Origin of the sequence: Chryseobacterium sp. SG20098 (assembly GCF_031844745.1) — a bacterium.
In the GTDB taxonomy this organism is placed as follows: domain Bacteria; phylum Bacteroidota; class Bacteroidia; order Flavobacteriales; family Weeksellaceae; genus Chryseobacterium; species Chryseobacterium cucumeris.
Window position 1 is genome coordinate 3219171 of record NZ_CP134622.1, and the last position, 24407, is coordinate 3243577.

Annotated in this window: 18 protein-coding genes and 5 tRNA genes; 10 read left to right on the forward strand and 13 right to left on the reverse strand. The window is 37.7% G+C overall.

Annotated elements, in window-relative coordinates; translation table 11 throughout:
• The first annotated feature begins 154 nt into the window (after positions 1-154).
• The 5 genes from RHP76_RS14725 (at position 155) to RHP76_RS14745 (ending at position 8389) form a co-directional block, all read left to right on the forward strand.
• On the forward strand, positions 155-2980 hold the full coding sequence (locus RHP76_RS14725; protein WP_311228475.1) for a TonB-dependent receptor: 2826 nt from the start codon (positions 155-157) through the stop codon (positions 2978-2980).
• A gap of 9 nt (positions 2981-2989) precedes the next feature.
• Positions 2990-4288 carry a DUF5690 family protein gene (locus RHP76_RS14730; protein WP_311228476.1) on the forward strand — a complete coding sequence of 433 codons (1299 nt, stop codon included), beginning with the start codon at positions 2990-2992 and terminating at the stop codon, positions 4286-4288.
• A gap of 11 nt (positions 4289-4299) precedes the next feature.
• Positions 4300-5454, forward strand: a complete 1155-nt coding sequence (locus tag RHP76_RS14735; RefSeq protein ID WP_288444497.1) for a TIGR03364 family FAD-dependent oxidoreductase — start codon at positions 4300-4302, stop codon at positions 5452-5454.
• Positions 5455-5461: 7 nt separating this feature from the next.
• Positions 5462-6130: an HAD-IA family hydrolase gene (locus tag RHP76_RS14740; RefSeq protein ID WP_062673735.1), complete on the forward strand. Its 669-nt coding sequence runs from the start codon at positions 5462-5464 to the stop codon at positions 6128-6130.
• Positions 6131-6535: 405 nt separating this feature from the next.
• The gene (locus RHP76_RS14745) at positions 6536-8389 is read left to right on the forward strand and encodes a LamG-like jellyroll fold domain-containing protein (protein ID WP_311228477.1); all 1854 of its coding nucleotides are present in this window, start codon (positions 6536-6538) and stop codon (positions 8387-8389) included.
• Positions 8390-8463: 74 nt separating this feature from the next.
• Here the strand turns inward: RHP76_RS14745 and RHP76_RS14750 are convergent, their stop codons facing one another.
• The 8 genes from RHP76_RS14750 to RHP76_RS14785 all read right to left on the reverse strand — a co-directional run bounded on the left by RHP76_RS14750 (position 8464) and on the right by RHP76_RS14785 (position 19897).
• Entirely contained in the window at positions 8464-8946 is a 483-nt protein-coding gene (locus RHP76_RS14750) for a GNAT family N-acetyltransferase (RefSeq protein ID WP_311228478.1), read from the reverse strand.
• 14 nt (positions 8947-8960) lie between these two features.
• On the reverse strand, positions 8961-10376 hold the full coding sequence (locus RHP76_RS14755) for an aminotransferase-like domain-containing protein (RefSeq protein ID WP_120232278.1): 1416 nt from the start codon (positions 10374-10376) through the stop codon (positions 8961-8963).
• A gap of 41 nt (positions 10377-10417) precedes the next feature.
• Positions 10418-10786, reverse strand: coding sequence for a hypothetical protein (locus tag RHP76_RS14760; protein WP_311228479.1), 369 nt, complete (start codon positions 10784-10786; stop codon positions 10418-10420).
• 229 nt (positions 10787-11015) lie between these two features.
• Positions 11016-15818 (reverse strand): DNA repair ATPase, encoded by a 4803-nt coding sequence (locus RHP76_RS14765; RefSeq protein WP_311228480.1) that lies wholly within the window; start codon positions 15816-15818, stop codon positions 11016-11018.
• Positions 15819-15972: 154 nt separating this feature from the next.
• Positions 15973-17994: a flotillin family protein gene (locus tag RHP76_RS14770; protein WP_311228481.1), complete on the reverse strand. Its 2022-nt coding sequence runs from the start codon at positions 17992-17994 to the stop codon at positions 15973-15975.
• A 126-nt stretch (positions 17995-18120) separates the two neighbouring features.
• The gene (locus RHP76_RS14775; protein WP_311228482.1) at positions 18121-18777 is read right to left on the reverse strand and encodes a hypothetical protein; all 657 of its coding nucleotides are present in this window, start codon (positions 18775-18777) and stop codon (positions 18121-18123) included.
• Positions 18778-18780: 3 nt separating this feature from the next.
• On the reverse strand, positions 18781-19482 hold the full coding sequence (locus tag RHP76_RS14780) for a PspA/IM30 family protein (RefSeq protein ID WP_277693625.1): 702 nt from the start codon (positions 19480-19482) through the stop codon (positions 18781-18783).
• 19 nt (positions 19483-19501) lie between these two features.
• Positions 19502-19897 (reverse strand): type III secretion system chaperone family protein, encoded by a 396-nt coding sequence (locus RHP76_RS14785; protein ID WP_034693957.1) that lies wholly within the window; start codon positions 19895-19897, stop codon positions 19502-19504.
• Positions 19898-20019: 122 nt separating this feature from the next.
• On the opposite strand from RHP76_RS14785, the gene RHP76_RS14790 reads away from it, so the two are divergent.
• Complete coding sequence (locus RHP76_RS14790) at positions 20020-20655, forward strand: helix-turn-helix domain-containing protein (protein WP_311228483.1); 636 nt, start codon at positions 20020-20022, stop codon at positions 20653-20655.
• An 84-nt stretch (positions 20656-20739) separates the two neighbouring features.
• Here the strand turns inward: RHP76_RS14790 and RHP76_RS14795 are convergent.
• From RHP76_RS14795 to RHP76_RS14815, 5 genes are all read right to left on the reverse strand, one after another.
• Positions 20740-20823, reverse strand: a tRNA-Leu gene (locus RHP76_RS14795).
• Positions 20824-20898: 75 nt separating this feature from the next.
• Positions 20899-20980 (reverse strand) — tRNA-Leu (locus tag RHP76_RS14800).
• A gap of 120 nt (positions 20981-21100) precedes the next feature.
• Positions 21101-21184 (reverse strand) — tRNA-Leu (locus RHP76_RS14805).
• 6 nt (positions 21185-21190) lie between these two features.
• Positions 21191-21266 (reverse strand) — tRNA-Gly (locus RHP76_RS14810).
• Between the two features lie 4 nt (positions 21267-21270).
• A tRNA-Leu gene (locus RHP76_RS14815) sits at positions 21271-21352 on the reverse strand.
• A 178-nt stretch (positions 21353-21530) separates the two neighbouring features.
• On the opposite strand from RHP76_RS14815, the gene RHP76_RS14820 reads away from it, so the two are divergent.
• Genes RHP76_RS14820 through RHP76_RS14835 form a run of 4 tightly spaced genes read left to right on the forward strand, consistent with a single transcriptional unit; the run spans position 21531 to position 24400 of the window.
• Positions 21531-21908, forward strand: a complete 378-nt coding sequence (locus RHP76_RS14820) for a DUF3127 domain-containing protein (protein ID WP_103288684.1) — start codon at positions 21531-21533, stop codon at positions 21906-21908.
• A 59-nt stretch (positions 21909-21967) separates the two neighbouring features.
• The gene (gene aat, locus RHP76_RS14825) at positions 21968-22621 is read left to right on the forward strand and encodes a leucyl/phenylalanyl-tRNA--protein transferase (protein WP_123278759.1); all 654 of its coding nucleotides are present in this window, start codon (positions 21968-21970) and stop codon (positions 22619-22621) included.
• Complete coding sequence (locus tag RHP76_RS14830; protein ID WP_120232284.1) at positions 22608-23486, forward strand: DMT family transporter; 879 nt, start codon at positions 22608-22610, stop codon at positions 23484-23486. The genes aat and RHP76_RS14830 overlap by 14 nt, the downstream gene beginning before the upstream one ends.
• Positions 23487-23533: 47 nt before the next feature.
• Complete coding sequence (locus tag RHP76_RS14835) at positions 23534-24400, forward strand: hypothetical protein (protein WP_184935570.1); 867 nt, start codon at positions 23534-23536, stop codon at positions 24398-24400.
• The last annotated feature ends 7 nt before the right edge of the window (positions 24401-24407 follow it).

Consider the following 24407-nt stretch of genomic DNA (forward strand, 5'->3'; position numbering starts at 1 on the left):
TTTTCCTGAATTTTCAAAGGTTAACTCCTATTGGTTTTAAAGTAAAAAATGCGTAACAAACCGGGCTTATTTGTTAAACAATACTTAACACAAAATATTTATATATATTAAAATTATTAGCGTGATTTGCATAAAAAATTTAATATATGTAAAAATGAAAACAAATTTAGAGAAATTATTTACCCTTGTTTTTGTCTGTTTCATGATTTTTGTTTCAGCGCAGAAACAGTTAATTATAGGAACTGTGCTTGACGACAGTCAGCCTCTCCCCGGGGCCACAGTCAAAATAAAAGGCTTATCTAAAAATATGACGACTGATATTGAAGGGAAATTTACCATCAACGATATTAAAGAAGGCCAATATACTTTACAAATCAGCTACATCGGTTATGAATCTTCAGATATCAATGTAGATCTTAAACCGGAACAAACGGTTGACTTAGGAATTATCAAACTATCCCAACCGAGAAAAAATATTGACGAAATTGTCGTTACCGGAACGTTAAAAAATACGGAAGCGAGAGCTTTAAACCTTCAGAAAAATGCCATTAATATCACCAATGTCATCGCTTCTGACGGAATCGGAAAGCTACCGGACAGAAATGCAGCAGAAACCGTACAGCGTGTGCAGGGAGTTTCTATTGAAAGAGACCAGGGAGAAGGAAGATTTGTTTCCCTGAGAGGACTTCCGCCATTCTGGGCATCCACAACCATTAATGGAAACAGACTTCCCACCGCAGAGGAAGAAACGACTTCCAGAGCAACAGCATTTGATTTCTTTCCTACAGAACTGATCTCCTATGTACATATAAACAAGTCTTTTACCCCAGATATGGAAGCTGACGGAATAGGCGGCGGTGTCAATTTTATCACCAAAACTCCACCGATGAAAACAGAGTTCAAAGCTACTGTGGGAAGCGGTTATAATGCAAAGTCTGATAAAGGAGTTTACAATCTTGGATTTTTGTATGGGGGAAGAACGAAGGATAAAAAGTTCGGGTATTTATTCAACTTTGCGCATTTCATAAGAAACTGGTCTACAGATAATTTTGAGGCTAGAAGAAGTGGCGATGAAGGAGTTTTCAGACTGGAACTTCGTGATTATAACGGAGTCAGAAAAACAACAGGGATCAATACTGCTTTTGAATATGTATTATCTCCAAAAACAACCTTCTATTTAAAAGGAATGTATGGTACTTTATCGGATGATGAAACCCACTATAAACACAGAATCCGTTTTGATAAATTCAGCAGTGCTAATAATACAGCAAGAGTAGAGCTCCAGAATATCCACAATTTACTGATAACAGAACTTACTTCTGTTTCTTTGGGAGCACTTCATAACTTAAATAAAGGAAAAATCGACTGGGATCTCTCTTATTATGACAACAAATTTAAGTACGGCAATATTCCTGATAAACAGAACAATTCTTACTACGTCATCAAGTACACTCAATCAGGAGTAGGCATCAATCCTGATTATATTTCAAATCATGGAAATGGTCCGAGAGCATATTGGAAAGCTGACGGTGGAAAATTAGATTATAAAAATCCGGATGCTTTATTTGGTTTCTACAGTGACCCGAACTTTAAAATGGATGCTTCTCAGATGAGATTTACAGATCTTGAATTTTATAAAGTCTTTGTGGAGGAAAAGGATAAAATCGTAGCGGCTTTCAACCATGAGATCAATGCTTCTGATAAACTGACTTTAAAATATGGTTTTAAATACAGAGATAAAGAACGTAATGCAAAATTCTCCGATATTTTCTACAACTGGAGCAGTGGAACAGCCCCTCTTCTATCAGATTATTCACAATATCTCACAACACAGCCCAACGGACCGAAATATTTAAGTGAAATGAATGCCCATATCGGCAATACTTTTGGTCCGGTACTTTCAACCACAGGAATGAACCAGTTTTGGTATGACAACCAGGGAAATTTAAAAATCAATACTGCTGATTCCGAAGCATTGCAATATAATAAAGCATTAGGAAGAAACTTTGATGTGTTTGAAAAACATGCAGATGCTTACGGAATGGCAACCTATAAACTGAATGATAAAATCATCATTTTAGGAGGAATCAGGTTATCCAATACCAATACTAAAGTAAGAGGATACAGCGTGAATGATGACGTACTGACACCGGTAGAAAATACTAAAAACTATCTGGCTGTTCTCCCAATGATTCATTTAAAATATACGTTAAACGATAAAACCAATCTTCGTTTTGCTGCGACAAGAACTTTCTCAAGACCTAATTTCGGAGATCTTACTCCGGGCGGAACTTATATTGAAGCAGATAACGAGTTCAAAGGGGGAAACCCAAATCTTAATCCTACCTATTCTTTGAATTTTGACCTGATGGGAGAATATTATTTTTCCAACGTAGGGATTCTGAGTGGCGGTGTTTTCTATAAATCGATTACTGATCCTATTTTCCAGGACTCTTTTATCGGAAATTACAACGGAATCAATGGCGTACAATTCACAGCTCCTAATAATGGGAAAGCAGCATGGTTAGGAGGAGTTGAGTTGGGAATTAATAAAAGATTTGACTTCCTTCCAGGGCTTTTACAATACTTTGGAGTACAATTGAATGCTACCTTCATGACTTCCGAAATGGAAAAGCCAGGCGGAAGAACGGTAGCACTTCCCTACCAGGCAAAAGAATTGTACAATGCGCAGCTTTTCTTTGAGAAAAAAGGATTCAATGCAAGACTGGCTTATAACTACAAAGGAAAGTATGCTGTAGAATACGCTGAGGAGGATATCAATGATTCTTATTATGGTAAATACAGCAATCTGGATTTCGGAGGTTCTTATCAATTTACCAAATACCTGACTTTGTATGCGGATGTGAATAATATTCTGAACAAACCACTGATTTACCACTTCGGAAAAAGCGAAGACCGTCCTGAACAGGTGGAATATTATGGAGTACGTTTCAATCTTGGAATAAAACTGAACTTCTAAACCATTACCATGGCCAGAACCATCAATAAAAAAACACTGGTAACACTGAAGGCCGCATTTGCTGCTTTCGGTGTTTACTTCTGCATGTACGGTTTCAGGAAACCTTTTACCGTAGCTTCCTTCGAAGGGCTTTCCTATTTCGGAGTAGATTATAAGATTCTGATTATCATTGTCCAAGCTATTGGATATTTTATCTCAAAATTCATCGGGATCAAATTTATTTCGGAATTGAAACCTGAGAAACGAATCGCTTATCTGTTTACTTTCATTGCTATTGCTGAGCTTTCCTTATTAGGATTTGCAGCCGTTCCTGCTCCTTACAATATTCTCTTCATGTTTATTAATGGTATTCCGCTGGGAATGATCTGGGGAATTGTTTTCTCTTATATTGAAGGACGAAAAACCACCGAAATCATAGGATTATTTTTATGTTCAAGCTTTGTGGTTTCTTCAGGTTTTACAAAATCTGTAGGAAAATTTCTGATGGATACTTTTTCCATTTCAGAATTCTGGATGCCTTTTTCAGCCGGACTTATTTTCATTATTCCTCTGATTCTTTTCGGATTATTGCTTGAAAGAATTCCCAAACCTTCAGAAGAAGACATTTTGCTTAAAAATAAGAGACAACCGTTGAATGGTAAAGAAAGAAAAGCCCTGATCCAACAGTTTTTTGTTCCAATTGTGTGCATCATATTTTTATATATCAGTTTAACCGTTTTAAGGGATTTCAGAGATAATTTTAATCGTGAAATCTGGGACGGACTGAACTTTACTTTTGACAGTTCTATTTTCACTTTAACGGAAATTCCTATCGCCACAATGGTTCTGGTAATTTTAAGCTTTATGGTAAAAGTAAAAAACAATAAAAAGGCATTTGCCTATTATCATTACATTCTTTTTGCGGGAATTCTTACGGTAGGACTTTCTACATATCTGTTTCAGCAGGGTTCTCTGTCTCCTTTTTTATGGATGACGGTTTCAGGCTTCGGAATGTATATCTGCTATATTCCTTTCAATGGAATTTATTTTGACCGGATGATCGCCGCTTTTGAAATTAAGGGAAATGTTGGTTTTCTGATCTATATTGTGGATTCTTTCGGTTATCTGGGAAGTGTTCTTATTCTTTTGTATAAAAACTTTGGCTCGGCCCAAACTTCGTGGTTACATTTTTATATCCACTTAAATTATATCATTACCATAGCGGTTTTCGTTCTTTCCGTGATTGCTTTTCTGGCCTTCAGAAAAAAGTCAAAACCCAAATCTAAATCTAATCAATTCATCAATTTCGATACGTCGAAAATTTTATAAACTATAGTACAATGACAACAAAATTTGATTTACTCGTTGTAGGAGGCGGAATTTTAGGAACATTCCATGCTTATCATGCGCTGAAGAAAAATCTTAAGGTAGCTTTACTGGAAAGAAATTCTATTCCCCAGGGTGCCACAGTAAGAAATTTCGGACAGGTAGTACCTTCCGGAATGGATCTTAAATGGCAAAACTTCGGTAGAGAAAGCCTTACCATCTACAATGAACTTCATGATCAGGCAGATCTTACCATCAGACAAAATGGTTCCATCTATATTGCTTCCAATGATGAAGAGCTTCAACTGATTGAAGAGTTATATGAAATCAACAGAAATAATGAGTATGAATCTGTTTTATTATCTAAGAACGACTGCATCAAGAAATTTGACGGTCTCCGTTCAGACTATTGCAAGGGAGGTTTGTTTTTTCCTCAGGAACTTTCCGTAGATTCTGCAGATATGATTGTAAAGCTTCACAAGCTGCTTCAGGAAAAAATGGGATTACAGATCTTCTACAATACAACTGTACTGGAAACCCATGAAGATGATCAGAAATGTACAGCGGTAACGGCTGATGGAACGGAATTTAACGCTTCCAAAATCATAATCTGCGGTGGACACGAGTTTAAAACTTTATATACTAAAGTATTCAATGACAGTGATCTGGAAGTGAGTAAACTTCAAATGCTTCAGACCAAACCTCAAGGAATCTACTCTCTTCAGGGAAATATTCTTACAGGGCTTTCTGTGAGAAGATATGAATCATTCAGTGAGTGTCCTTCTTTTCAGAAGATCAAGGCTTTAGAAGATCCCAATTCATTCGAAAAGAAGTATGGTGTTCATATTTTATTCAAACAGGCTCTGGATGGTTCTGTCATTATAGGAGATTCTCATGAATATGCAGATGCTAAAAATGCAGATGACCTTGGGTACGACCTTAATATGGAGATTGATGAATTCATGATTCATGAGGCTAAGAAAATTATTGATCTTCCTACGTATGAAATTCAGAGGAGATGGTTCGGAATCTATTCCCAGTGCAAAACAAAAGATATTTTTGAGCACAGCCCATCCGCTAACATTCATATTGTAACGGGTATCGGAGGAAAGGGAATGACGGGAAGCGGTGGCTTTTCCAAATTTAATATTGAAAAAATTTACGCATAAAATTCAAATGAAAAATATAGAATTACTCGTTCTGGATATGGCCGGAACAACAATTGATGAAGATAACGTAGTCTACAAAACACTTACCAATGCTGTAAATGATTACGGCTACGCAGTAAGCCTGGAAAAAGTATTATCCAGCTGTGCCGGAATGGAAAAACTGGAAGCGATCACAAGTCTTTTAAAAGAAATCAATGGGAACGAAGAAGATGCTCCTGCTATTTTTGAGAATTTTTCTGACCAGCTGAAAGAATCTTATCAAAATCTGGATGTAAAACCCATCAACGGAACGCAAGATTTCTTATTGAATATGAGGTCTCAAAACAAAAAAATTGTTTTAAATACAGGGTATACCTCAGAAATCGCCCACCAGCTTTTAGATAAACTCAACTGGAAAGAAAGTATTCATTTTGATGCTTTGATTACTGCTGATGATGTTTCAGAAAGCCGTCCAAGTCCTGAAATGATTCATCTTGCAATGAAGAAATTCAATATTACTGAAGCTCATAAAGTTTTAAAGGCAGGTGATTCTGTGATTGATATTGAAGAGGGCAAAAATGCAGGCTGCGGATTAACAGTAGCGGTACTTTCCGGAGCTCAGAGTAAATCAGAGCTTGAAAAGGCAGCTCCTGATTATATTCTGAATACGATTTCTGAAGCTGAGGGAATCCTTTAATCCATTTTTTCAGATTATTTTTAAATACTTCTTGACACAAATGTTTCCATGGTTTTTCTATTGGAAATGTTTGTGTTTTTACCGCCCCGTCAAAAATTCTTTGAATTTTCGACAGCCCTCCGGAGGAGGGGAATGTAGTACGGATCATTAGGTATTTGTTATAACCGACATATTCAGAAACCTTTTTTGATCTTCTATTCACAAAGTATGTAACTTAAAATAAACAGAGTCATTTTTCTTTTGTGGCTTTTGTGGTTAATATCTAAGCTTTTTTCGGTGATCTTTTTAATTATCAATTAATTAACTTTCCGTTCATAAATTTTTACAAATAGTAAACTAATTTTACAATAGTTAAAAATAAATTACTATTTGTAAACTTTCACAATTCTAAAAACCCTTTTCCCCATGAAAACAAAACTATTCTCAATGGCTGTTGTTATAAGCTATTTCCTTGGAGCTCAGACCAAAAAAGTTCTTTTTATCGGTATTGACGGATGCCGTGCAGATGTTATGATGTCTACCCCAACTCCCAACATCCAAAACCTCATTAGTCAGTCTATTTATTCTATTGACGGACTTTGCGCTGCTACTACCTGGAGCGGAAACGGATGGAGCACCATGCTTACAGGCGTATGGCACACCAAACACAATGTTCAGGACAATAACTTTACCACCCCGAACTATGTCAACTATCCTGATTTTCTAACCAGAGCAGAGACTTATAATCCCGCTCTAAGAACCATTTCTCTGGCTCATTGGTCACCTATTAACGACAAAATCATTCAAACCGCTGATGTAAAAAGTAATCTCGCAACGGATCTTGCAGTGAAAAATGCAGCTGTTACAGCTTTACAGAATGATAATCCGGATATTCTCTTTGTAGATTTTGATGATGTAGACCATGCCGGACATTCTTATGGATTCTCATCCACTGTTTCTCAATATGTCAATTCTATTAAGACTACAGACTCTTATATTGGAGAAATTGTGACTGCAATGAAAAACAGACCTTCTTATAATAATGAAGACTGGTTGGTTGTATTAACCACAGATCATGGAGCGATCGAAAGTTCTCATGGAGGAGGAAATCTTACCGAAAGAAATATTTTCACGGTGTATTCCAATCCTGGATTTATTCCTCAGCAGATCAGCAAAACTGTTCTAGAATCCAATAAAACATTCAATCAATTAAATTTCCCGGCAGGAACTTATGCAAAGCCAGCAAGCCAGACTCCTTTTAATTTTGGAGCTAACCAGGATTTCACCATCGAGTTTTGGGTAAAGCCTAATGCAGCTTACTCCAGTGATCCGGTGATGATCAGTAATAAAAACTGGGCTAATGGGAAAAATAAAGGATTTGTGTTCTCAGGATATTCAGGACAGACTTTCAAAATGAATATTGGAGATGGAACGAACAGAATTGACCTGGTAGGCGGAAAAGTGGAAACAAATAAGTGGAAACATATTGCGGCAAGCTTTGACAGAGATGGCCTTGTAACATTGTACGAAGATGGTGTTCCGGTAACTTTTGCTAAAATGAATACCATCGGAAATATTGATTCCGGGCTTCCTTTGAGTTTAAATCAGGATGGAACCAATGCTTACGGAATTAATCTGGCGGCTTCTTATAAAGATGTAAGAATCTGGAAATCGGCTCTTCCCAATGATGTTATCGTGAATTGGGCGAACCAGGATATTACAACTTCACATCCTTATTATTCTCAATTATTAGCCAACTGGAAGTGTAATGGAACTTCAGGAACTACATTGACTGACTCTGGTCCAAACGCCAATCATATGACCGTGACAGGTTCTCCTACTTATAATGCCAATACTGTTAACAATTTTAAAGTGTATGATTACACCTCAACGACAAGAGAAACGGATCATTTCCCTACGGTATTGAACTGGCTTTGTATTCCGGTACAGTCTTCATGGGGAATAGATGGAGTGAATAGAATTCCGGCATGTTCCAAAGAAATATTGGCAGCAAAAGAGAGCAGGGTAATCGCTGAGGATTTTAAAATTTATCCGAATCCTGTTTCAACATTCCTTGGAATCCAGTATCAATCTGAGGATAAGGAAATTAAAGCAGAAATCATCGACAGTAAAGGATCAAATGTTTTAACAACCCATTTAAAGTCTTCAAGAGGTTTTTACGATGAAAAAATCAATATCGGAAATCTTCCGGCTGGGGTGTATTTCATTAAAATCAACGGAAGCAAAAAAGCACTGACCAAGACATTCATCAAGAAATAAAACAGTAAAGCAATTAGATTTAAATTTGATATTAGAACAAGGATATTCCTATCCGAGTTCTAATATTTTTTTGTTTATGCAAAGATCAACTCCATTCTGACATCTGCACGGTCGTACTCGGCATGACCGATAGGGATATGGATAAAGCCCAGCTTTTCGTACAACTTAATAGCCGGAACAAGGATAGAGTTGGTAACTAGAAAAACTTTTTCTGCCTTTAATTCTTTTGCTTTTTCCACTAGAGCATTTCCCAGCAGATAGCCTATTTTTTTTCCCTGAGCTTTAGGACTTACTGCCATCTTTGACAGCTCAAAAGTAAGAGGATGATCTTCCGTTTTTACCAATGCGCAGGTTCCTACAACTTCTCCATCCAGCAAAGCAAAGGCTATATGTCCTCCTTTATTTAAAATCTCTTCTTCCGGATGATCCAGCAGTTTATAATCTCCCGCTTCCATTACAAAAAATGTTTTGATCCATTCTTCATTTAAAGCTTTGAAGGCTTCTTTATACTGAGGTTCATACACTATAATTTTTACTTCATTCTTGATATCATTCATCACTATAAGGTTTATTAAATTCTGTTTTTTATCATTTTTCCCAGCTTTTCCAGATCACTTTCCACTCTGTCTGTCCATTCTAATGCATAATTCAGGCGCATACAGTTCTGATACTGATTATATTGTGAAAACATCCTTCCCGGGGCAAAGTTTACTTTCTGGCTGACCGCCAAATCATAAAGATCTTCTGTGCATATTCTCTTATCCAGTTCCAGCCAGAGCATAAAACCGCCTTTGGGTTCTGAGATTTTGGTATTATCCGGAAAATATTCAATCACCGATTTCTGGATCTGAAGGTAGTTGGCGTATAATTTTTTTCTAAACATTCTAAGATGATGATCATAGCGTCCATGGGCAAGAAAATCTGCAATCACATCTGAAAACAAAGAAGGTCCGCTCACCGTCTGAACCAGTTTTTGGCGAATAATTTTCTCTTTAAATTTTCCAGGTGCTACCCATCCTACTCTAAATCCCGGAGCCAATGTTTTGGAAACCGAGCCTACCCACATCACAATTCCTGCTTCATCATAAAACTTACAAGGCTTTGGTCTTCCTGCTCCGAAATAGATGTTTCCGTAGACATCATCTTCTACCAAAGGAACATTGTGTTCGGTAAGCATTTTAACCAATTCTCTTTTGTTTTCATCCGGCATCTGAAATCCTAGTGGATTATTATAATTTACCACAAAACAACATGCAGACAGCTTTGGAAGCACTTTCTTTAGAGCATCCAGATCCACTCCTGTAATAGGATGCGTAGGAATTTCTACTGCTTTCAATCCCAATAATTGAATGGCCTGAAGAATTCCAAAATACACAGGGCTTTCCACTGCCACCGAATCTCCCGGTTGCGTCACGGCCATTAAGCAATTATAAACGGCATTCATCGCTCCGGAAGTGATGACCAGATCATCTTCTGTGATTTTCCCTTCCATAACCATTGACCATTTGGCAATTTCCCGGCGCAGCACTTCGCTTCCCTGCACGGGTTCGTAGTTGGTTCCGCTGTCACTTTTCCTTTTCATCACATCAATCATGCATTTTTTCATCTTAGCTACCGGAAGAAGACTTTTACCCGGAATTCCAAGAGCAAATTGTGTAACATCTGTTCCTCCGATACTTCCGAACACCTTGTCAATCAAATCCTGAGGGGTATTTTTACCTTCAGAAACCTTCATCTGTGTCACAGAAGGCAGCGCCAGTTTTCGCTGGGAAGTCTGGCTTACATAATATCCATATTTCGGACGTGATTCTACCAGCGAACGGCTTTCGAGTTCCATATACGCTTGTTTTATGGTATTCAGACTTACATTATATAATTTCTGGGCACTTCGCAATGAAGGAAGCCTGTCTCCAAACTGCAGAGTTTCACTTTTAATCTGCTCTGTGACAGAATTGGCTATTTTAAGGTACAGAACATCTTTAGACATAGAATCCGGGTTTTAAGTAAATGTACAATTTTATCCTGTTTTTATTCAGGATTCAGCCAACTGATCATACTGTTGATACTGCTTTTTAATTGCTCCGGATCCTTGAAATTGGATGTATTATTATTTTTGCAATATCTTTCAGCCCGGGAATAAAAATTCCTTTTTTCTGATTCCGTCATTCTGTTTTTATCATAGATTTTAAAAGATATTTCATCCTTTTCGTTGATGATAAGACTGGCAAAAGCAACAGTTTCTTTTCCGTTTTTAGCCAAAAGAAAAGGAAGTCCGAAATTCTGATCTGCCTGCTTCAAATTCTGTGTTTCCAGAAAAATGTTTTTCAGCACCAACATGTCTGATACATAAGCCTCAGCATATTGAAACTGTTTCTGATGTTGAGTGATTGTTTCCATATTTTCTTCTTTAGCTAAACAAAATTATGGAGTATTTAATTTTGGACACAGATACAGAACTATAGAATATTATGGGTACAGATTTTTTATCTGATCTTTTTCCTGTCGCATATAAAGCAGATTTTTTCCGGAAGAAATCGTTATTCGCACAATTGATAATAGCATAGAAATAAAAAACAGACTGTTTCACATAGAAACAGCCTGTTGACAACTATTTAAAGTCTCATGGTTATTGTTCTGCTTTTTTAAGAGCTTCTTTGATTCCTTCCAGTCCGTCTCCGAATTGCGCAAGCAGTGCTACAATCTGCGACATTCTATCATTTTCACCCAGTCCTTTCAGAGTTTTATTTTTAACAAAGGTTTTCTTTATTTCATTCCATCGTTCTGTTTCTTCTTCTGAAAGAATTCCTATCAGTTCTTTCAGTTTCAGCATATTGGCTTCTGCTCCGGTTGTCAGTGTCTGAGATTCATTCTGATAGTGATTCAGGACAATCTGGGTAACTTCATTATCTTTAAGAATAGGCTGTATTTGTGCAATCAGCTTATTCATATTACGGTAAGATCCCTGCAGTTTGAATGGCGGTTCATTTCTGTAATCGTCTGACATAGCTGCGGACGCGATATATTCTTTGTTCACCTTCAACACCATATTTCTCACTGTGATTGTGCTTTTCAGTACTGATCTGAAATCTGATATTTCACTGGAGCTGAAATTTCCTTTCAGGTTATCGGCAGGATTATCTGTAAGTACACAATCATAAAGTTCATACAGGTTTTCCATTCCCGGATTGGTCAGCCTGGTCAGATATTCATTAGACATTAAAGCATTTTCAATAAGACTCAGGTCAAAAAGGTCTGTTTTCGATCCGGATATTTCTCCCAGATTGTATGTATCTGAACGGTTGGCCAGCATGTCCGGAATTTTAAACTTTTCTCCACTCTCTGTGTATGGATTTCCAGCCATGACAAGGCAGAATCTTTTGGATCGAAGGTCATAAGTTTTACTTTCTCCATTGTATATTCCTTCAATCTTTCTCTGTCCGTCTGCAAGAGAGATGAATTTCTGTAAAAACTCAGGATTACAGTGTTGGATATCATCAAGATAAAGCATAACATTATCTCCCATTTCCAGCGCAAGATTCAGTTTTTCAAGTTCTTGTCTTGCCCCTGCATTCTTGGCTTCAGAAGGGTCTGTTGATACAATATCATACCCTAAAGATGGTCCGTTGATCTTCATAAATACCAGTCCCATACGCTCTGCCATATATTCCATCAGGGTTGTCTTTCCGTATCCGGGTGGAGATACCAGAAGAAGCATTCCCATTCTGTCTGTTCTTTTGTCTGAACCTGCTGTTCCCAATTGCTTGGCAAGATTCGCTCCGATAAGAGGAAAATAAACATCATTAATCAGTTTATTTCTCACAAATGAGCTTAATACCTGAGGCTTGAAAGTATCCAGCTTCAATGCTTTTTTCTTTTCATCTACCCAGTTGTATTTCAATTCCTGAAGCTGTTTGTATTTGGGAACGGTAACTGTATTAAAATGGCTAAGGCGGGATACAAACTCAAAGTAGTTAAGATGATATTCTGTCTCTTTTTCAAGCGACTTCAGCTCTTTTATGGCTACTTCATACGCAATGTGTCTGATATTTTTCGGATCAAATTTTTGGGTAATGATAAATGCTGCCACCTCCGGCATAATATCCCGGTTAACCTCTGAACCAAAGGCATTTACCGCGCTTTCCGCAATATAATAACATGCCTTAGGATATTCATACATCACCTTTAGCTGGTTAATAAACTCAAGGTCTTTGCCTTTTTCCTTCAGTTCTTTCAGGAACAATTCATACAATGCTGCTGCTTTTTCTGAAATCAGGAAGTTTTCTTTATCTTCCTGTTTCAGGTAGGTGGCAGCATTGATACAATCCGTTTCTTTAAAAATACCATGGGCTGATGCAAAAGATTTCATTTCTTCTGAAAGTTCTCTGCTTAAATACTCAAATCCTTGCTTTATAGTGAATGATTCAGCAATAATAGCGGCTGCTTCAAACTGTTTGGTATAATATTCTTTTTTATCATTTTCCAGGAAAAACCAGAAAAGCTGTGCTAATGATCTTTCCTCTGTTGTGAACCTCATCAGTCCCAGTTCATTGTGCATCTGCTGAAGTTTCAATACAATTATCTCAGCATCTTTATCATGAATTCCTTTTACCAGTCCTTCTCCGAAATGCTCTGCTGTAAACTGCTGTACAGCCTTTTCGTTTTCAGCCTCTGAGGTTATTTCTTTGTGAGCGGAAAACACATTCCAGGCGAGGTATTCAAATCTTTTTACTTTGTTATTTTCTGAAACAAATTCCTGATTCCATACTTCTTTGAATTCATCAGCTGTGAAGTTTAAAGGTTCATAAAAGCTGGTTCCGGTAAGGTGGTAGTAATATTGAGCATTTCTAAGCACCAAAGTAAGGTCCAGCTTCTGCTGATTGACTGCAAATTTATAGTCTCCCAATGCAATAACGCTTTCCCCGTCTGCGTAGATCTCTTTTTTATCTTTCAGCTTTCTAACTGCTTCCTGCTGCTGGGTTTTTAACAAGGTCTGAACCTCCTCCGACTTTGCTGAATCTTCCAGTTCTGCGAGCTGTCTGGAGAGATCTCTCACTTTCTCCACCATCAGATCGGCGGCAAAATAGCCATTGATCTCATTTTCTGAGTCAAAAGATTCTGCTTTGGTCTGTACGGATTTCAGGATTCTCTGTGCAGCATCAAAAAGATTCTGAGTCCTTTTATTTCTTGCTTCGGTAAGCTGTACCCTTTTATTCTGGAAATGTCCGTAAACCTCTTCTCTTTTGATTCCTATCTGCTGAATGAATTTTTCGAAATCAATAAATTTCGTTTCCATTTCTTCCAACTGAATAGAAAGTTTGGTCAGATATTCATCACATTTCTCAGGAGTTTGCGAAAGCTCCAGAAAATTGATCACAGACTGGTCAAATAAGGTAATCTGCGCGTGAAAATCTGAAGCCAGTTCTTTCCCTGAAATTTCCCTTTTTCTTTTGCTGAGCTCAAGTCTTTCCTGATTCAGCCTTGCAAAAATCAGAGAGATGTTTTCAATAATCTGGGTAGACTGGGAGGTGTCTTCAATTTTAAGGTTATTAACGATATCCACCAATAATTCAAGCTGCCCGGAAAGGGTATTGATATTTTCTTCAATTGTTTTGGCATCAATGGCTTTCTGTAATCCAATGATATCTTCGGAAATCTGCCGTGCCCTTTCTTCGTATGGCAATAATGCTCCTTCCTGAAGCAGAAATTCTACACAGGCATTTGAAAGTTCTGTATAACGGTCTGCAAGGGATTTTTCCAATTTATCCAGTAAAGCAGTGTCTGCATATTTAAGCTCTCTTGCTCCTGTCACTTCACCCCTTAAAGCTCTGATCTGAGAAAGGGCATCAATATACTCTGTAAGCTGAGAGTAATGAAGCCTTTTGGTATCATCAAGAATTTTCTCACAGGACTGTTTTATCTTTTCTAAAGCTTCTTCTGTGTTCTTCCGTTGTTCTACTACTTTTTCGTATTCATTGATGGCAGAATGGGCAATCGCTCTGATCTCCTTCAATGGTGCATCAAGCTTCTGGACCTCATCTTCCCCAAGGAAATAGTAAGTATCCAGAATAAAGGTTGAGAGCTTTACGATATCATCATATAAACCACTGTAAGAGTCTTTTTTGTTCAGAAGGGTGATCAGCTCCTGACTCTCTGCCATTACTCTTACAATATCCTTATTTCCTATTTTGTAAAGTAAACTGTCTGCTTTTTCAATATTGGGTAACAGTTCTTTAGAAAAAGGAGTCTGCCAGATCTGAGACAGATGATGCTTTGTGGTTTCGATGCTTTCTCTCAGATAGATCAGTTTTCCATCATGTAAAAACGTAAATCCACTACAACGGATCGGAGTTTCTATGGTCTGGGTAATGATATTGTAAGAAATAAGCTGATAGTTATTCGTTTTATCATCATAAAAAACATACAAAAAGTTCTCTCCGTTTGGTTCCGTAATGGTTTTCAGATAGTAAAGCCTGTTCTGATCCTGAGAAATCACTTTTAATCCTCCGGTCTGAAGCGCATATCCGTTTGAAAACAATACCCCTTGATTTTCGGGAAGCAAAAGCCCTGAATATTTAAGAGCATCTGCTCTCGAAACGGTCTTTTCTTTGTGGTTATAAATAAAATAGCGTTCTGTTTCCTGGTAAGGCTTTATTTTAAACAAAACAAGATTATCCAGATCACAGAAATGAATCTCTGCATCATCCAGATTCTGATCTTTGTGAATGACATCTTCAGAATAAATTCCCTTCCCGGTATCTGTATTGTCTTCTACTTTGATGGTAATATCTCCACCGATGCTTTCTACAAAAACTTTATCTGCTAAAGAAATATGAGGATGTTTTCCGGATCTCTGCATATCTCTTGTTGCCTTTGTCCATACAAAGCCATGCTGCTGAGGATATGAGGTTTCGGAGGCACTTCTCGAATCGATATACGTCAAGTGATTCCCTTTAATCAGCCATTTAAAGGCTTTGATATCTGTAGTACTTTCCGACAGCTGAAAAACCATATAAAGATAGTTTTCCGTGAAGGTAAATCGGGCAAAGAAAGTATTTCTGTAATATTTGTAAAGGTTTTTAAACTCGTCAATGAAAACCTCATCATTGATCAGGGTGTGATCCTGAGGTTCAAACCGGTCATTATTGATTGTATATATTGAAAAAACGTCCGAAATATTGATTTCCGTCTGAAGTCCCAGATGTGCATTAGACCCGAAAATCAGGTGGTCACCCAGTGAATAGATATCTTTGGCAATACAGCTGTGATCCGTAGAAATTCTTTCATTGGCTACAAGCGAAAAATCGACTCCGCCAAATATATTTTTACGGTTTTCATTAAGCTGTTGAAGTCTCTGAATCAGATCATTCTTCTGCTCATTTAAACGGTTCTGAATAATTTCGTAAGTTCCGGAATTAAGTTGTTCTGACATCGTTTTTATTTAGGTTGTCATGACTGCTGAATTACAGCAGGTCTTTGTATAACTTGTGGTACTTTGAAAATTTTTTTGATGTAAACCTTATAGATTTTGGAAACCTATAAGGTTTGAGTGTTAGAATCTTTTAAGCATTTAAAGCACTCTTGTATTAAACATGGTTGTTATTCACCGGCTTGTGCTCCACACCCAGGTGTTTAGCCATGTCCAGAGCTCTTTCCAGAATACCTTTTTCCTGTTGATTGGCTACGCCATTCAGTTTAAAGATCAAAGAAGCAATGCTCATATTTTTGATGTCATCAGAAGAGATTTTATATTTATCCACCATTCCCATCACTTTTCCGATGATATTTTCTCCATCACCCAGAAGGTTTTCTTTTACAATCTGTGCATTTTCACTGTGGCTGATGAACTTATCCAGTCCTTTTCCTGCAGAAACCTGTCTTATAACATTGTCGAAGAAAGTATTGTCCCCTCCGACGATATCAATTTTTGCAGATTTGAAAGCTTCCGCCAGTACCATAGACTGCGCTTCTGCGATATCTTTCTGAATAGCGATCTGAGCCAGTTCCACATCTTTTTCTTTGGCAAGCTGAAGACGGAATTCTTCGTGGTCTTTTCCGGCATCATTCAGTTTCTTCATGGCTTCTGCTTTCTCTGTGATTCCTGCTGCTTCTGCCAATGCTTTTTCTTTGATGACTTCTGCCTGGGCAATTCCTTCTTTTTTGTTGGCATCAGCTTTTTTCTCAATAACAGTTGCTTCTGCAACACCTTGTCTTTCTGCAGCATCTGCTTTCGCATGCATTACCTGAGCTTCTGATAATCCTACGGTTGCTTCTTCTTTTGCTTTCGCATCTGCAATGATCTTACGGGCTTCAGCTTCTTTTTCTGCTGCATCTCTCTTCGCCTGTGCTTCAATTACATATTTCTGCGCATCTTTTTCTGCTGCCAATCTGCGGGATTCTGCAGCTCTTGTTTCCTCGATCAGCTTTTTCTCTGCTTCCTGAGTGGCAACGGTAATTTCTACCTGCTTGTTTCTTTCTGCTGTTTTGAAGGCTTCCAGATCTTTGATTCCCTGCTGCTCTTCCACTACGGTTTTCTCCATGGTTAATCGCTCGCGGATCGCATCCTGAATACTTTTCTTCTCCAGCTCTATTGCTTTCTCTTTTTCAATCTGAGCAAGAGAGACAATTCTTTCTCTTTCTGTAGCTTCAAGGGCTTTATCTTTTAATACTCTTTCTGTTTCTACCAGATCTGCACGTTCTTTATTTTTAGCAGCAATAACGATCTGACGAAGTTTATTTTCTTCTGCAATCTGCAATTTTTCTTCTGTAGCAATACGAACGGTTTCATATCTCAGACGTTCTTCTTCTTCTACTTTCAGAATTTCCGCATTTTCTCGGGCTTTGATATTGGCCACTTCTCTTTTTTGAGATTCTTCTTTTTCTGCCAGCTGTTTTTCAAGTTCCAGAATGGCTTCACGGGCTTCTACGTTCTGTTTTGTAATGGTTTTTTCTTCATCACGACGAACCTGATTGGCTTTAATATTTTGGGTCGCTGTAAGTTCAGTAATTTTCTTAATTCCTTCTGAATCAAGGATATTATCTTTATCTAATTTATCAATTGAAGTCTGCTCAAGGTAGTCTATCGCACAGTCATCCAAGACATATCCGTTAAGATCTGTTCCGATGATATCAAGGATTTCCTGACGGAACTCGCTTCTTGCTTCGTATAATTCTGTAAAATCAAATTTCTTTCCTACTGTTTTAAGAGCTTCTGAAAATTTAGCTTCAAACAATTCTCTTAATGTCTGGGCATCAGAAGCACGCTGGCAACCAATAGTTTGCCCTACATTCACAATATCATCTACTGATTTATTGACACGGATAAAAAATGCCACCTGAATATCTGCTCTCATATTGTCTTTGCAGATCAAGCCTGCTCTTCCCTCTCTTGAAATCTCCAGTTTTTTTACGGAGATATCCATAGATTCCATACGATGGATAATAGGAATAACAATACCGGCATTAAAGAAGACTTTTGTACCTCCATAACCAGTTCTTAAAATAACAATTCCCTGAACAGTTTTTTTATACATCGATAAAATCCAGAAAATCAATCCGATTGATGCTACCACAGCAACAACAATTCCAGCAATTAAAGGTAAGTTCATAGTTTTATAAGTTTATAGTTTATATAGATGTGTTTTTTTTTGTTTTTATAAGAATTGGAAGATGATATCCTGGATATAATTCAGCAAGATCAAAAAAATAGTTAGCATGGTTATTAGTTTTTTATTTTAATATCTTATTGATTTCTGTACATAGTAAATCCTTTTTTCGGGTTCCTCATCTACAATCATAACCCGGGTTCCATGCTCCAGCCTGCTTCCGTCATTGCTCCTCACCATCAGCGTCATAGGATCGCTTCCGATAAAGACTTCCATCATCCCTATTTTATCATCCTGAATACTGGATTTTAAGCGTCCTTCTCTTCCTAAAAAGGCATAGGATAATTCTCCTTTATGATTAATCTCTTTAAAAAAGGGATTCAGCGGTTTTAGAATGATTTTGGTTAATAGCATTCCTCCAATCATCATTGGAAAAAGGATCAGTATTCCTGCCCAAGTAGGAAGAGGTACGAAATAATTCAGATAAAACGAGCCCAGCCATGTGATCAGCAATGAAAGTGTAAGAAAATACGTGACCGGAACGATATCCAGATTCAGAAATTTCAGAAAATGCATCCAGGCTGAAGGATCATGATCGGGTGCGTGAAGATGACCGTCGGGAACGTCTATATCGGCATCTGTATCCAGGTCGGAATGAATTCCTACATCGATATCCAACCCTGTAAGGATGGTAAAGAGCCAATAGACCACTGAAAGCCCGAGAAGGACTGTCAGAACCGTATTCACCGGAGAAAATGCTATATTTAAAAATTCCTGAAAGGTCATATATTAGCCTTTTTTAAGGGTTTCCTTTAATCTGTTTAAAGCTTCTTCAGCTTTTGTATCATTACTGTTTACCATGGCATCGATCTCTTCATCAATGCTTTTTCCTGATTTTGAAAGGTCAGAATAAGCTTCTGCAAGGGCTTCCTGCTGTACAACACGATCCTTCAGTTTTTCCAGCATGCTTACCGCGCTTCCGGTATCCATCTGGGTCATCTTCTGATTGATATCTTTTGTGGCTTCACTCACCTGAACTCTTGCTTTCAGGGTTTTCAATTCATTTTCCCACTTGGTAATGCTTGATTTCAGATGGTTGATATTACCCTGTAACTTTTCGCAGTCAGCAAACAGTTTCTCATGTTCTTTCTGAAGAGCTGTTGCCTTTTCCAATGAAGAGGTCTGTTTTTTCAGTGCTTCTTTAGCAAGGCGGTCTGCCTCAGCGGTTTCCACTTCTCCTTTTTCGGCTTTCTGAACAATGACTATAGCTTTATTATAGTAATCTTTGGCAGTTTGCTCTTCAGTTTCTGCCTCATTTTTTTTGCGTATGGCAAGAGCTTTCAGCTGAGCGAGAGCTTCTATACTTTTTCCCAGCTGTTCTTTCATTTCGCGGATTCCCTGTTCCGTTAAATTGATTGGGTCTTCAAAGCTGTCGATCACAGAATGGATTTCTGCTTTTCCTATCGTTAACAATCTTTTAAAAATGTTCATTTTAAATATCTTTTGTGAATTACTTACTCATTTCAAGCATTTCCGTTGTAAATTCCCCCACAAGGATTCCTAAAGAATTGATGGAAGCCATCACTTCGTTTTGCGCCATATTATCGGTTGGGAGTGTATCTCTGAAAATCACCCTTCTTCCGCTTCCGTCCAGTACAAATGCTCCGTGAACGATGTCTCTGTTTTTCTGAAGGAGTCTCAGAAATATTTTTTCGGATGGATTTTTGATTTCAAAAAGAAACTGTTCCATGATCAGAATAGAGTCTGATATTATAAGAATCATGTTTTTTATCCCGTTGGATTCTTTTTCGATGATTAAGATTCTCTGAGCCTCATCTTCCAACGTGATGTTAAACTCATAATCTAACAACCACTCTTTGACCGTTCTGAATATTTGATTTCTCATGATGGCTGGTTTAGTGTTTTATTTTTAGTCTAGACAAATATAAAATAAAATTTTCAAAATGCAAATATTATTAGCAAATAATTGTTTCAGATTCTCTATCTTTGCAAAAAAGATTAGACAAAATGAGCTTCTTTGGAACTAATATTAAAAAAATAAGACAGGTTAAAGGACTAAGCCAAAAGGCTTTTGCTGATTTATTTGATTTAAACAGAGGGGTAATAAGCTCTTATGAGGAAGGGCGTGCAGAACCTAAGATAGAAACTATATTAAAGGTAGCTAATCATTTTAACCTTAATCTTGACAAATTACTGACAGAAATCCTCCAGGTAAACCAATTAGTAAGCGTTTCTGATATAGATCAGCTGATGCTTTTCCCGGAGCTGGCTATTCAAAACAGCAAAGAAGCAAAGACAGACACAGAAGAAAATAATCCAAACACGGCAGTAATGCAAAAAATATTAGCATCAGTTGATCTTTTGTATGAATTTACTTCTGAAAAACCTTTGCTACCACAATATCAATACGGTGATATTCTATTTCTGAACAAAGCAGATCAGAAAACAGAATCTATCAACCATCTTCTTATTTATCAGGATGGGAACCTCTCATATGTTACTGATAAACAAACAATAACCAAATCTCGTACGGAATATTATAAAATTGTAGGATACGTTTCTACTACTGAGAAAAATATTTTCACCAGTATTTTTGAAAGGCTGGAGAATCTTGAAAAGAAAACGGATCTGCTCAACAACTGAGAAAGCATCAGTTTATTGACTTTGCAAAAAGGTTGAAGATTATAAAACAAAAAAGCCCTCCGTAATACATTACAGAGGGCTTTGTACCCCAGACGGGACTTGAACCCGTACGTCCTTGCGGACACAGGATTTTAAGTCCTGCGTGTCTACCAGTTCCACCACCAGGGCATGGTGTGGGCAAAAAAAAAGATTCGAACCAAGGGTTCCAACCTTCTTAAAAACTCTCCAGAGTCTTTCGAATTGTGCGGATGAAGGGACTCGAACCCCCACGCCTCACGGCACCAGATCCTAAGTCTGGCGTGGCTACCAATTACACCACATCCGCTGGTTTTGCTGATCTGAATACTCAGATTCAACCTGATTTCTTACAAATATAAGATTTTTATTTAAAGAACACTCTCTATTAAAACAAAAAACCCTCCGTAAGATATTACAGAGGGTCTTGTACCCCAGACGGGACTTGAACCCGTACGTCCTTGCGGACACAGGATTTTAAGTCCTGCGTGTCTACCAGTTCCACCACCAGGGCATGGTGTGGAGCGAAAAACGGGATTCGAACCCGCGACCCCAACCTTGGCAAGGTTGTGCTCTACCAGCTGAGCTATTTTCGCATAGTGCGGATGAAGGGACTCGAACCCCCACGCCTCACGGCACCAGATCCTAAGTCTGGCGTGGCTACCAATTACACCACATCCGCTGGTTTTTTATATTGTAAGTTTTAAAGAGCTTGCTTCGTTTTTGTGAGTGCAAATATAGGACAATTTCCTTTACTACCAAACTTTTCAAGAAAAAAAAATAAAAATTCCATATTTTTTTTTCACGCCTTCTTTTATTACATTTCATTTTCTTACTTTTACATCGTTAATATTTACGATATGGAATTACAAGGAACGGTAAAGAAACTTTTTGATGCTCAAACATTTGCGAGCGGGTTTCAAAAAAGAGAAATGGTTATTTTGACCCAAGAACAGTATCCACAGCCGATAAACATAGAATTTTTATCTGATAAAATCAGTTTATTAGATAATCTTAAAGAAGGAGAAAACGTAAAAGTAGGAATCAACATCAGAGGGAGAGAATGGGTTTCTCCTCAGGGTGAAACTAAATACTTCAACTCTATTACAGGGTGGAGAGTAGAAAAAGTTTCTGACAATGCTTCAGAACCTACTCAGGCGATGCCACAGCAATCTGCATCTCCAGTTTCTAATGAGAATCCGTTTGCCGGAGACGACGATGATGATTTACCTTTCTAATTAAAGAATAAAGATCAAATATAAATCCTGCTTTTTGAAGTGGGATTTTTTTTCTAAAAATGGTCCGATTAGACAAAAACGAGATTTCATTTCCTGACCCTGAGCTTTATGAGGGTCATGAGGGAGTGGTTGCTTTTGGTGGCGACCTGTCTGTAGAACGTATTTGGTTTGCTTATCAGCTGGGCATTTTTCCATGGTACAATCCCGGAGAGGAGATCCTTTGGTGGTGTCCAGATCCAAGATTTGTTCTTATTCCTGAAGAATTAAAAATCTCAAAATCAATGAGAAAAATCTTAAACAGGAATGTTTTTACTTTTTCTGAGAATAAGAATTTCAGGGAAGTCATCAGGAACTGCCAGCAAGCCACCAGAAAAGGGCAGTCAGGCACATGGCTTTCTGATGAACTGATGGAGTCTTTTGTTCAACTCCATGAATACGGCCTAGCCAAAAGCATTGAAGTGTGGCAGGATGAAGAACTTGTAGGGGGTTTTTACGGATTGCAGATTGGAAATGTATTCTGCGGAGAAAGTATGTTTGCTAAGGTAAGTAATGCTTCAAAGGCAGGATTTATCAATTTTGTGGAAAGCAACAAGAAAAATATTGAAATAATTGACTGTCAGTCACATACCGAACATTTGGAGAGTTTGGGGGCAAAAATGATTCCCAAAAAAGAATTTCTAAAAATCTTACACGAAAATAATGAACGCAGATAAAGAAAAGTGGGTTCTTCTGGTTGTCCTCAGCATTATCTGGGGATCATCCTTTATTTTAATCAAAAAATCACTGGAACACTTCAATCCGTTTCAGGTTGGATCTTTAAGAGTTCTTATTGCCGGCATTATTCTGCTTCCGGTTGCTATTTCCAATTACAAACTTTTCCCTAAAAAACATTTGAAATGGTTGATTCTGGCTGCTTTCACCGGAAACTTCATCCCCATGTTTCTGTTTCCGATTGCTGAAACCGAAATAAGCAGTAGTATTGCAGGGATTATCAACTCCATGATGCCTATTTTCGTCATTATTGTTGGAGCTTTGGTATGGAAGTTCGAAACAACTAAAAAACAAATTGTGGGCACATTAATAAGCTTCACCGGAGTCTGTATCCTCGCATTTGGAGGCGGAGACAGCGGAGAATTGAAAATGATCCCGATTCTGTTGCTTTTATTGGCTACTTTATGCTACGCAATGAGCACAACGACCGTGAAATCCAGACTAATGGAGGTATCTTCCACGGTTTTATCTGCTTTTGTTTTCTCATTTGTTTTATTACTTCCGTCCATTATCGCCTTAACAGGTACAGGATTCTTTTCAGAGTTCAGCTTTTCAAAAGATAATCTGATGGGACTTATGTTTGTCAGCCTTTTATCTGTTTTCGGAACCGGATTGGCAATGATGATGAATTATCGTTTGCTGAAAGTTTCCTCTCCTCTTTTTGCTTCAACGGTTACTTTGGTAATGCCAATCGTTGCAATTATCTGGGGAATCATTGATGGTGAAAAACTCACTTATTTACAATTTATAGGAGCCGGAGTTATTATTGCCGGACTCATATTTTTAAGAACAAATCCAAAAAAATAAAATCATATTATAAATTAAATTATATTTGGATGATTTAACTTATAACTATGAAAAAACTTCTACTTTTTGGGGCTATAGCCTTATCTACACTTTCTTGTTCCAACTCTGATGACACTCCTTTCGACAACAGTGATCCGTCTAATCAAAGCGTAATTCTTCCCACGAAGATGACAATGGATGGTATTGTAATGAAAATCAATTACAACGGAACCAAAATCATCAGTATGATTAACAACATTAATCATGGACAAAGAGTGGAGTTCTCTTATACCGATGATTATGTTTCCGGGATTAAACATTACGAAAATAATGTTCTTGAAAGCTCTGTAGAATATGGATATTCTAATGGGCGCATGGCTTCGGCTGTTATAAAGGAATATTCCACTACCGGAACTGTACAGAATACGATTGCATTTACTTATAACTATACCAGCAATACGGAAATCAATGTAAAAAGACAGACGAATTCAGGAACTGCCGGTTCTTATACGATCAACAGTGTATTTACGTACAGCAATGGAAATATGGTAAGTAACGTAGGATCAGGAACCGGAATCGTCAATGGAAATACGGTTAATTATACAGAAAAAGAGACTTATACCTATACTGATAAGAACTATCCTTTCAAAAATGTCAAAGGTTTTGACAAAATCATATTCAATGGAAATGAAAGCAGTGATGGGATAAGCATGCTATTTTCGAATATTAAGAACAGCTTAAGCACTTATAAAGGAGAGTTTACCAATACGACTGCCGGAGGAGGAACAGCAACCGGAACAACGTCTCACAAGTATACAACTACTTTTAATACTGCCGGTTATCCATCTGAAGAAAGCAGACAATCTCTTGATGTGAATGGAAATGCAAATACCAGTGTTCCGGATAAATTTTTCTACGAATACAACTATCAATAAAAAAACC

What these genes read in the sequence shown, in the direction of transcription:
- RHP76_RS14725 (WP_311228475.1), top strand. Translation starts at nt 155, where the DNA reads ATGAAAACAAATTTAGAGAAATTATTTACCCTTGTTTTTGTCTGTTTC.
- RHP76_RS14730 (WP_311228476.1), top strand. Translation starts at nt 2,990, where the DNA reads ATGGCCAGAACCATCAATAAAAAAACACTGGTAACACTGAAGGCCGCA.
- RHP76_RS14735 (WP_288444497.1), top strand. Translation starts at nt 4,300, where the DNA reads ATGACAACAAAATTTGATTTACTCGTTGTAGGAGGCGGAATTTTAGGA.
- RHP76_RS14740 (WP_062673735.1), top strand. Translation starts at nt 5,462, where the DNA reads ATGAAAAATATAGAATTACTCGTTCTGGATATGGCCGGAACAACAATT.
- RHP76_RS14745 (WP_311228477.1), top strand. Translation starts at nt 6,536, where the DNA reads ATGAAAACAAAACTATTCTCAATGGCTGTTGTTATAAGCTATTTCCTT.
- RHP76_RS14750 (WP_311228478.1), bottom strand. Translation starts at nt 8,946, where the DNA reads ATGAATGATATCAAGAATGAAGTAAAAATTATAGTGTATGAACCTCAG.
- RHP76_RS14755 (WP_120232278.1), bottom strand. Translation starts at nt 10,376, where the DNA reads ATGTCTAAAGATGTTCTGTACCTTAAAATAGCCAATTCTGTCACAGAG.
- RHP76_RS14760 (WP_311228479.1), bottom strand. Translation starts at nt 10,786, where the DNA reads ATGGAAACAATCACTCAACATCAGAAACAGTTTCAATATGCTGAGGCT.
- RHP76_RS14765 (WP_311228480.1), bottom strand. Translation starts at nt 15,818, where the DNA reads ATGTCAGAACAACTTAATTCCGGAACTTACGAAATTATTCAGAACCGT.
- RHP76_RS14770 (WP_311228481.1), bottom strand. Translation starts at nt 17,994, where the DNA reads ATGAACTTACCTTTAATTGCTGGAATTGTTGTTGCTGTGGTAGCATCA.
- RHP76_RS14775 (WP_311228482.1), bottom strand. Translation starts at nt 18,777, where the DNA reads ATGACCTTTCAGGAATTTTTAAATATAGCATTTTCTCCGGTGAATACG.
- RHP76_RS14780 (WP_277693625.1), bottom strand. Translation starts at nt 19,482, where the DNA reads ATGAACATTTTTAAAAGATTGTTAACGATAGGAAAAGCAGAAATCCAT.
- RHP76_RS14785 (WP_034693957.1), bottom strand. Translation starts at nt 19,897, where the DNA reads ATGAGAAATCAAATATTCAGAACGGTCAAAGAGTGGTTGTTAGATTAT.
- RHP76_RS14790 (WP_311228483.1), top strand. Translation starts at nt 20,020, where the DNA reads ATGAGCTTCTTTGGAACTAATATTAAAAAAATAAGACAGGTTAAAGGA.
- RHP76_RS14820 (WP_103288684.1), top strand. Translation starts at nt 21,531, where the DNA reads ATGGAATTACAAGGAACGGTAAAGAAACTTTTTGATGCTCAAACATTT.
- aat (WP_123278759.1), top strand. Translation starts at nt 21,968, where the DNA reads ATGGTCCGATTAGACAAAAACGAGATTTCATTTCCTGACCCTGAGCTT.
- RHP76_RS14830 (WP_120232284.1), top strand. Translation starts at nt 22,608, where the DNA reads ATGAACGCAGATAAAGAAAAGTGGGTTCTTCTGGTTGTCCTCAGCATT.
- RHP76_RS14835 (WP_184935570.1), top strand. Translation starts at nt 23,534, where the DNA reads ATGAAAAAACTTCTACTTTTTGGGGCTATAGCCTTATCTACACTTTCT.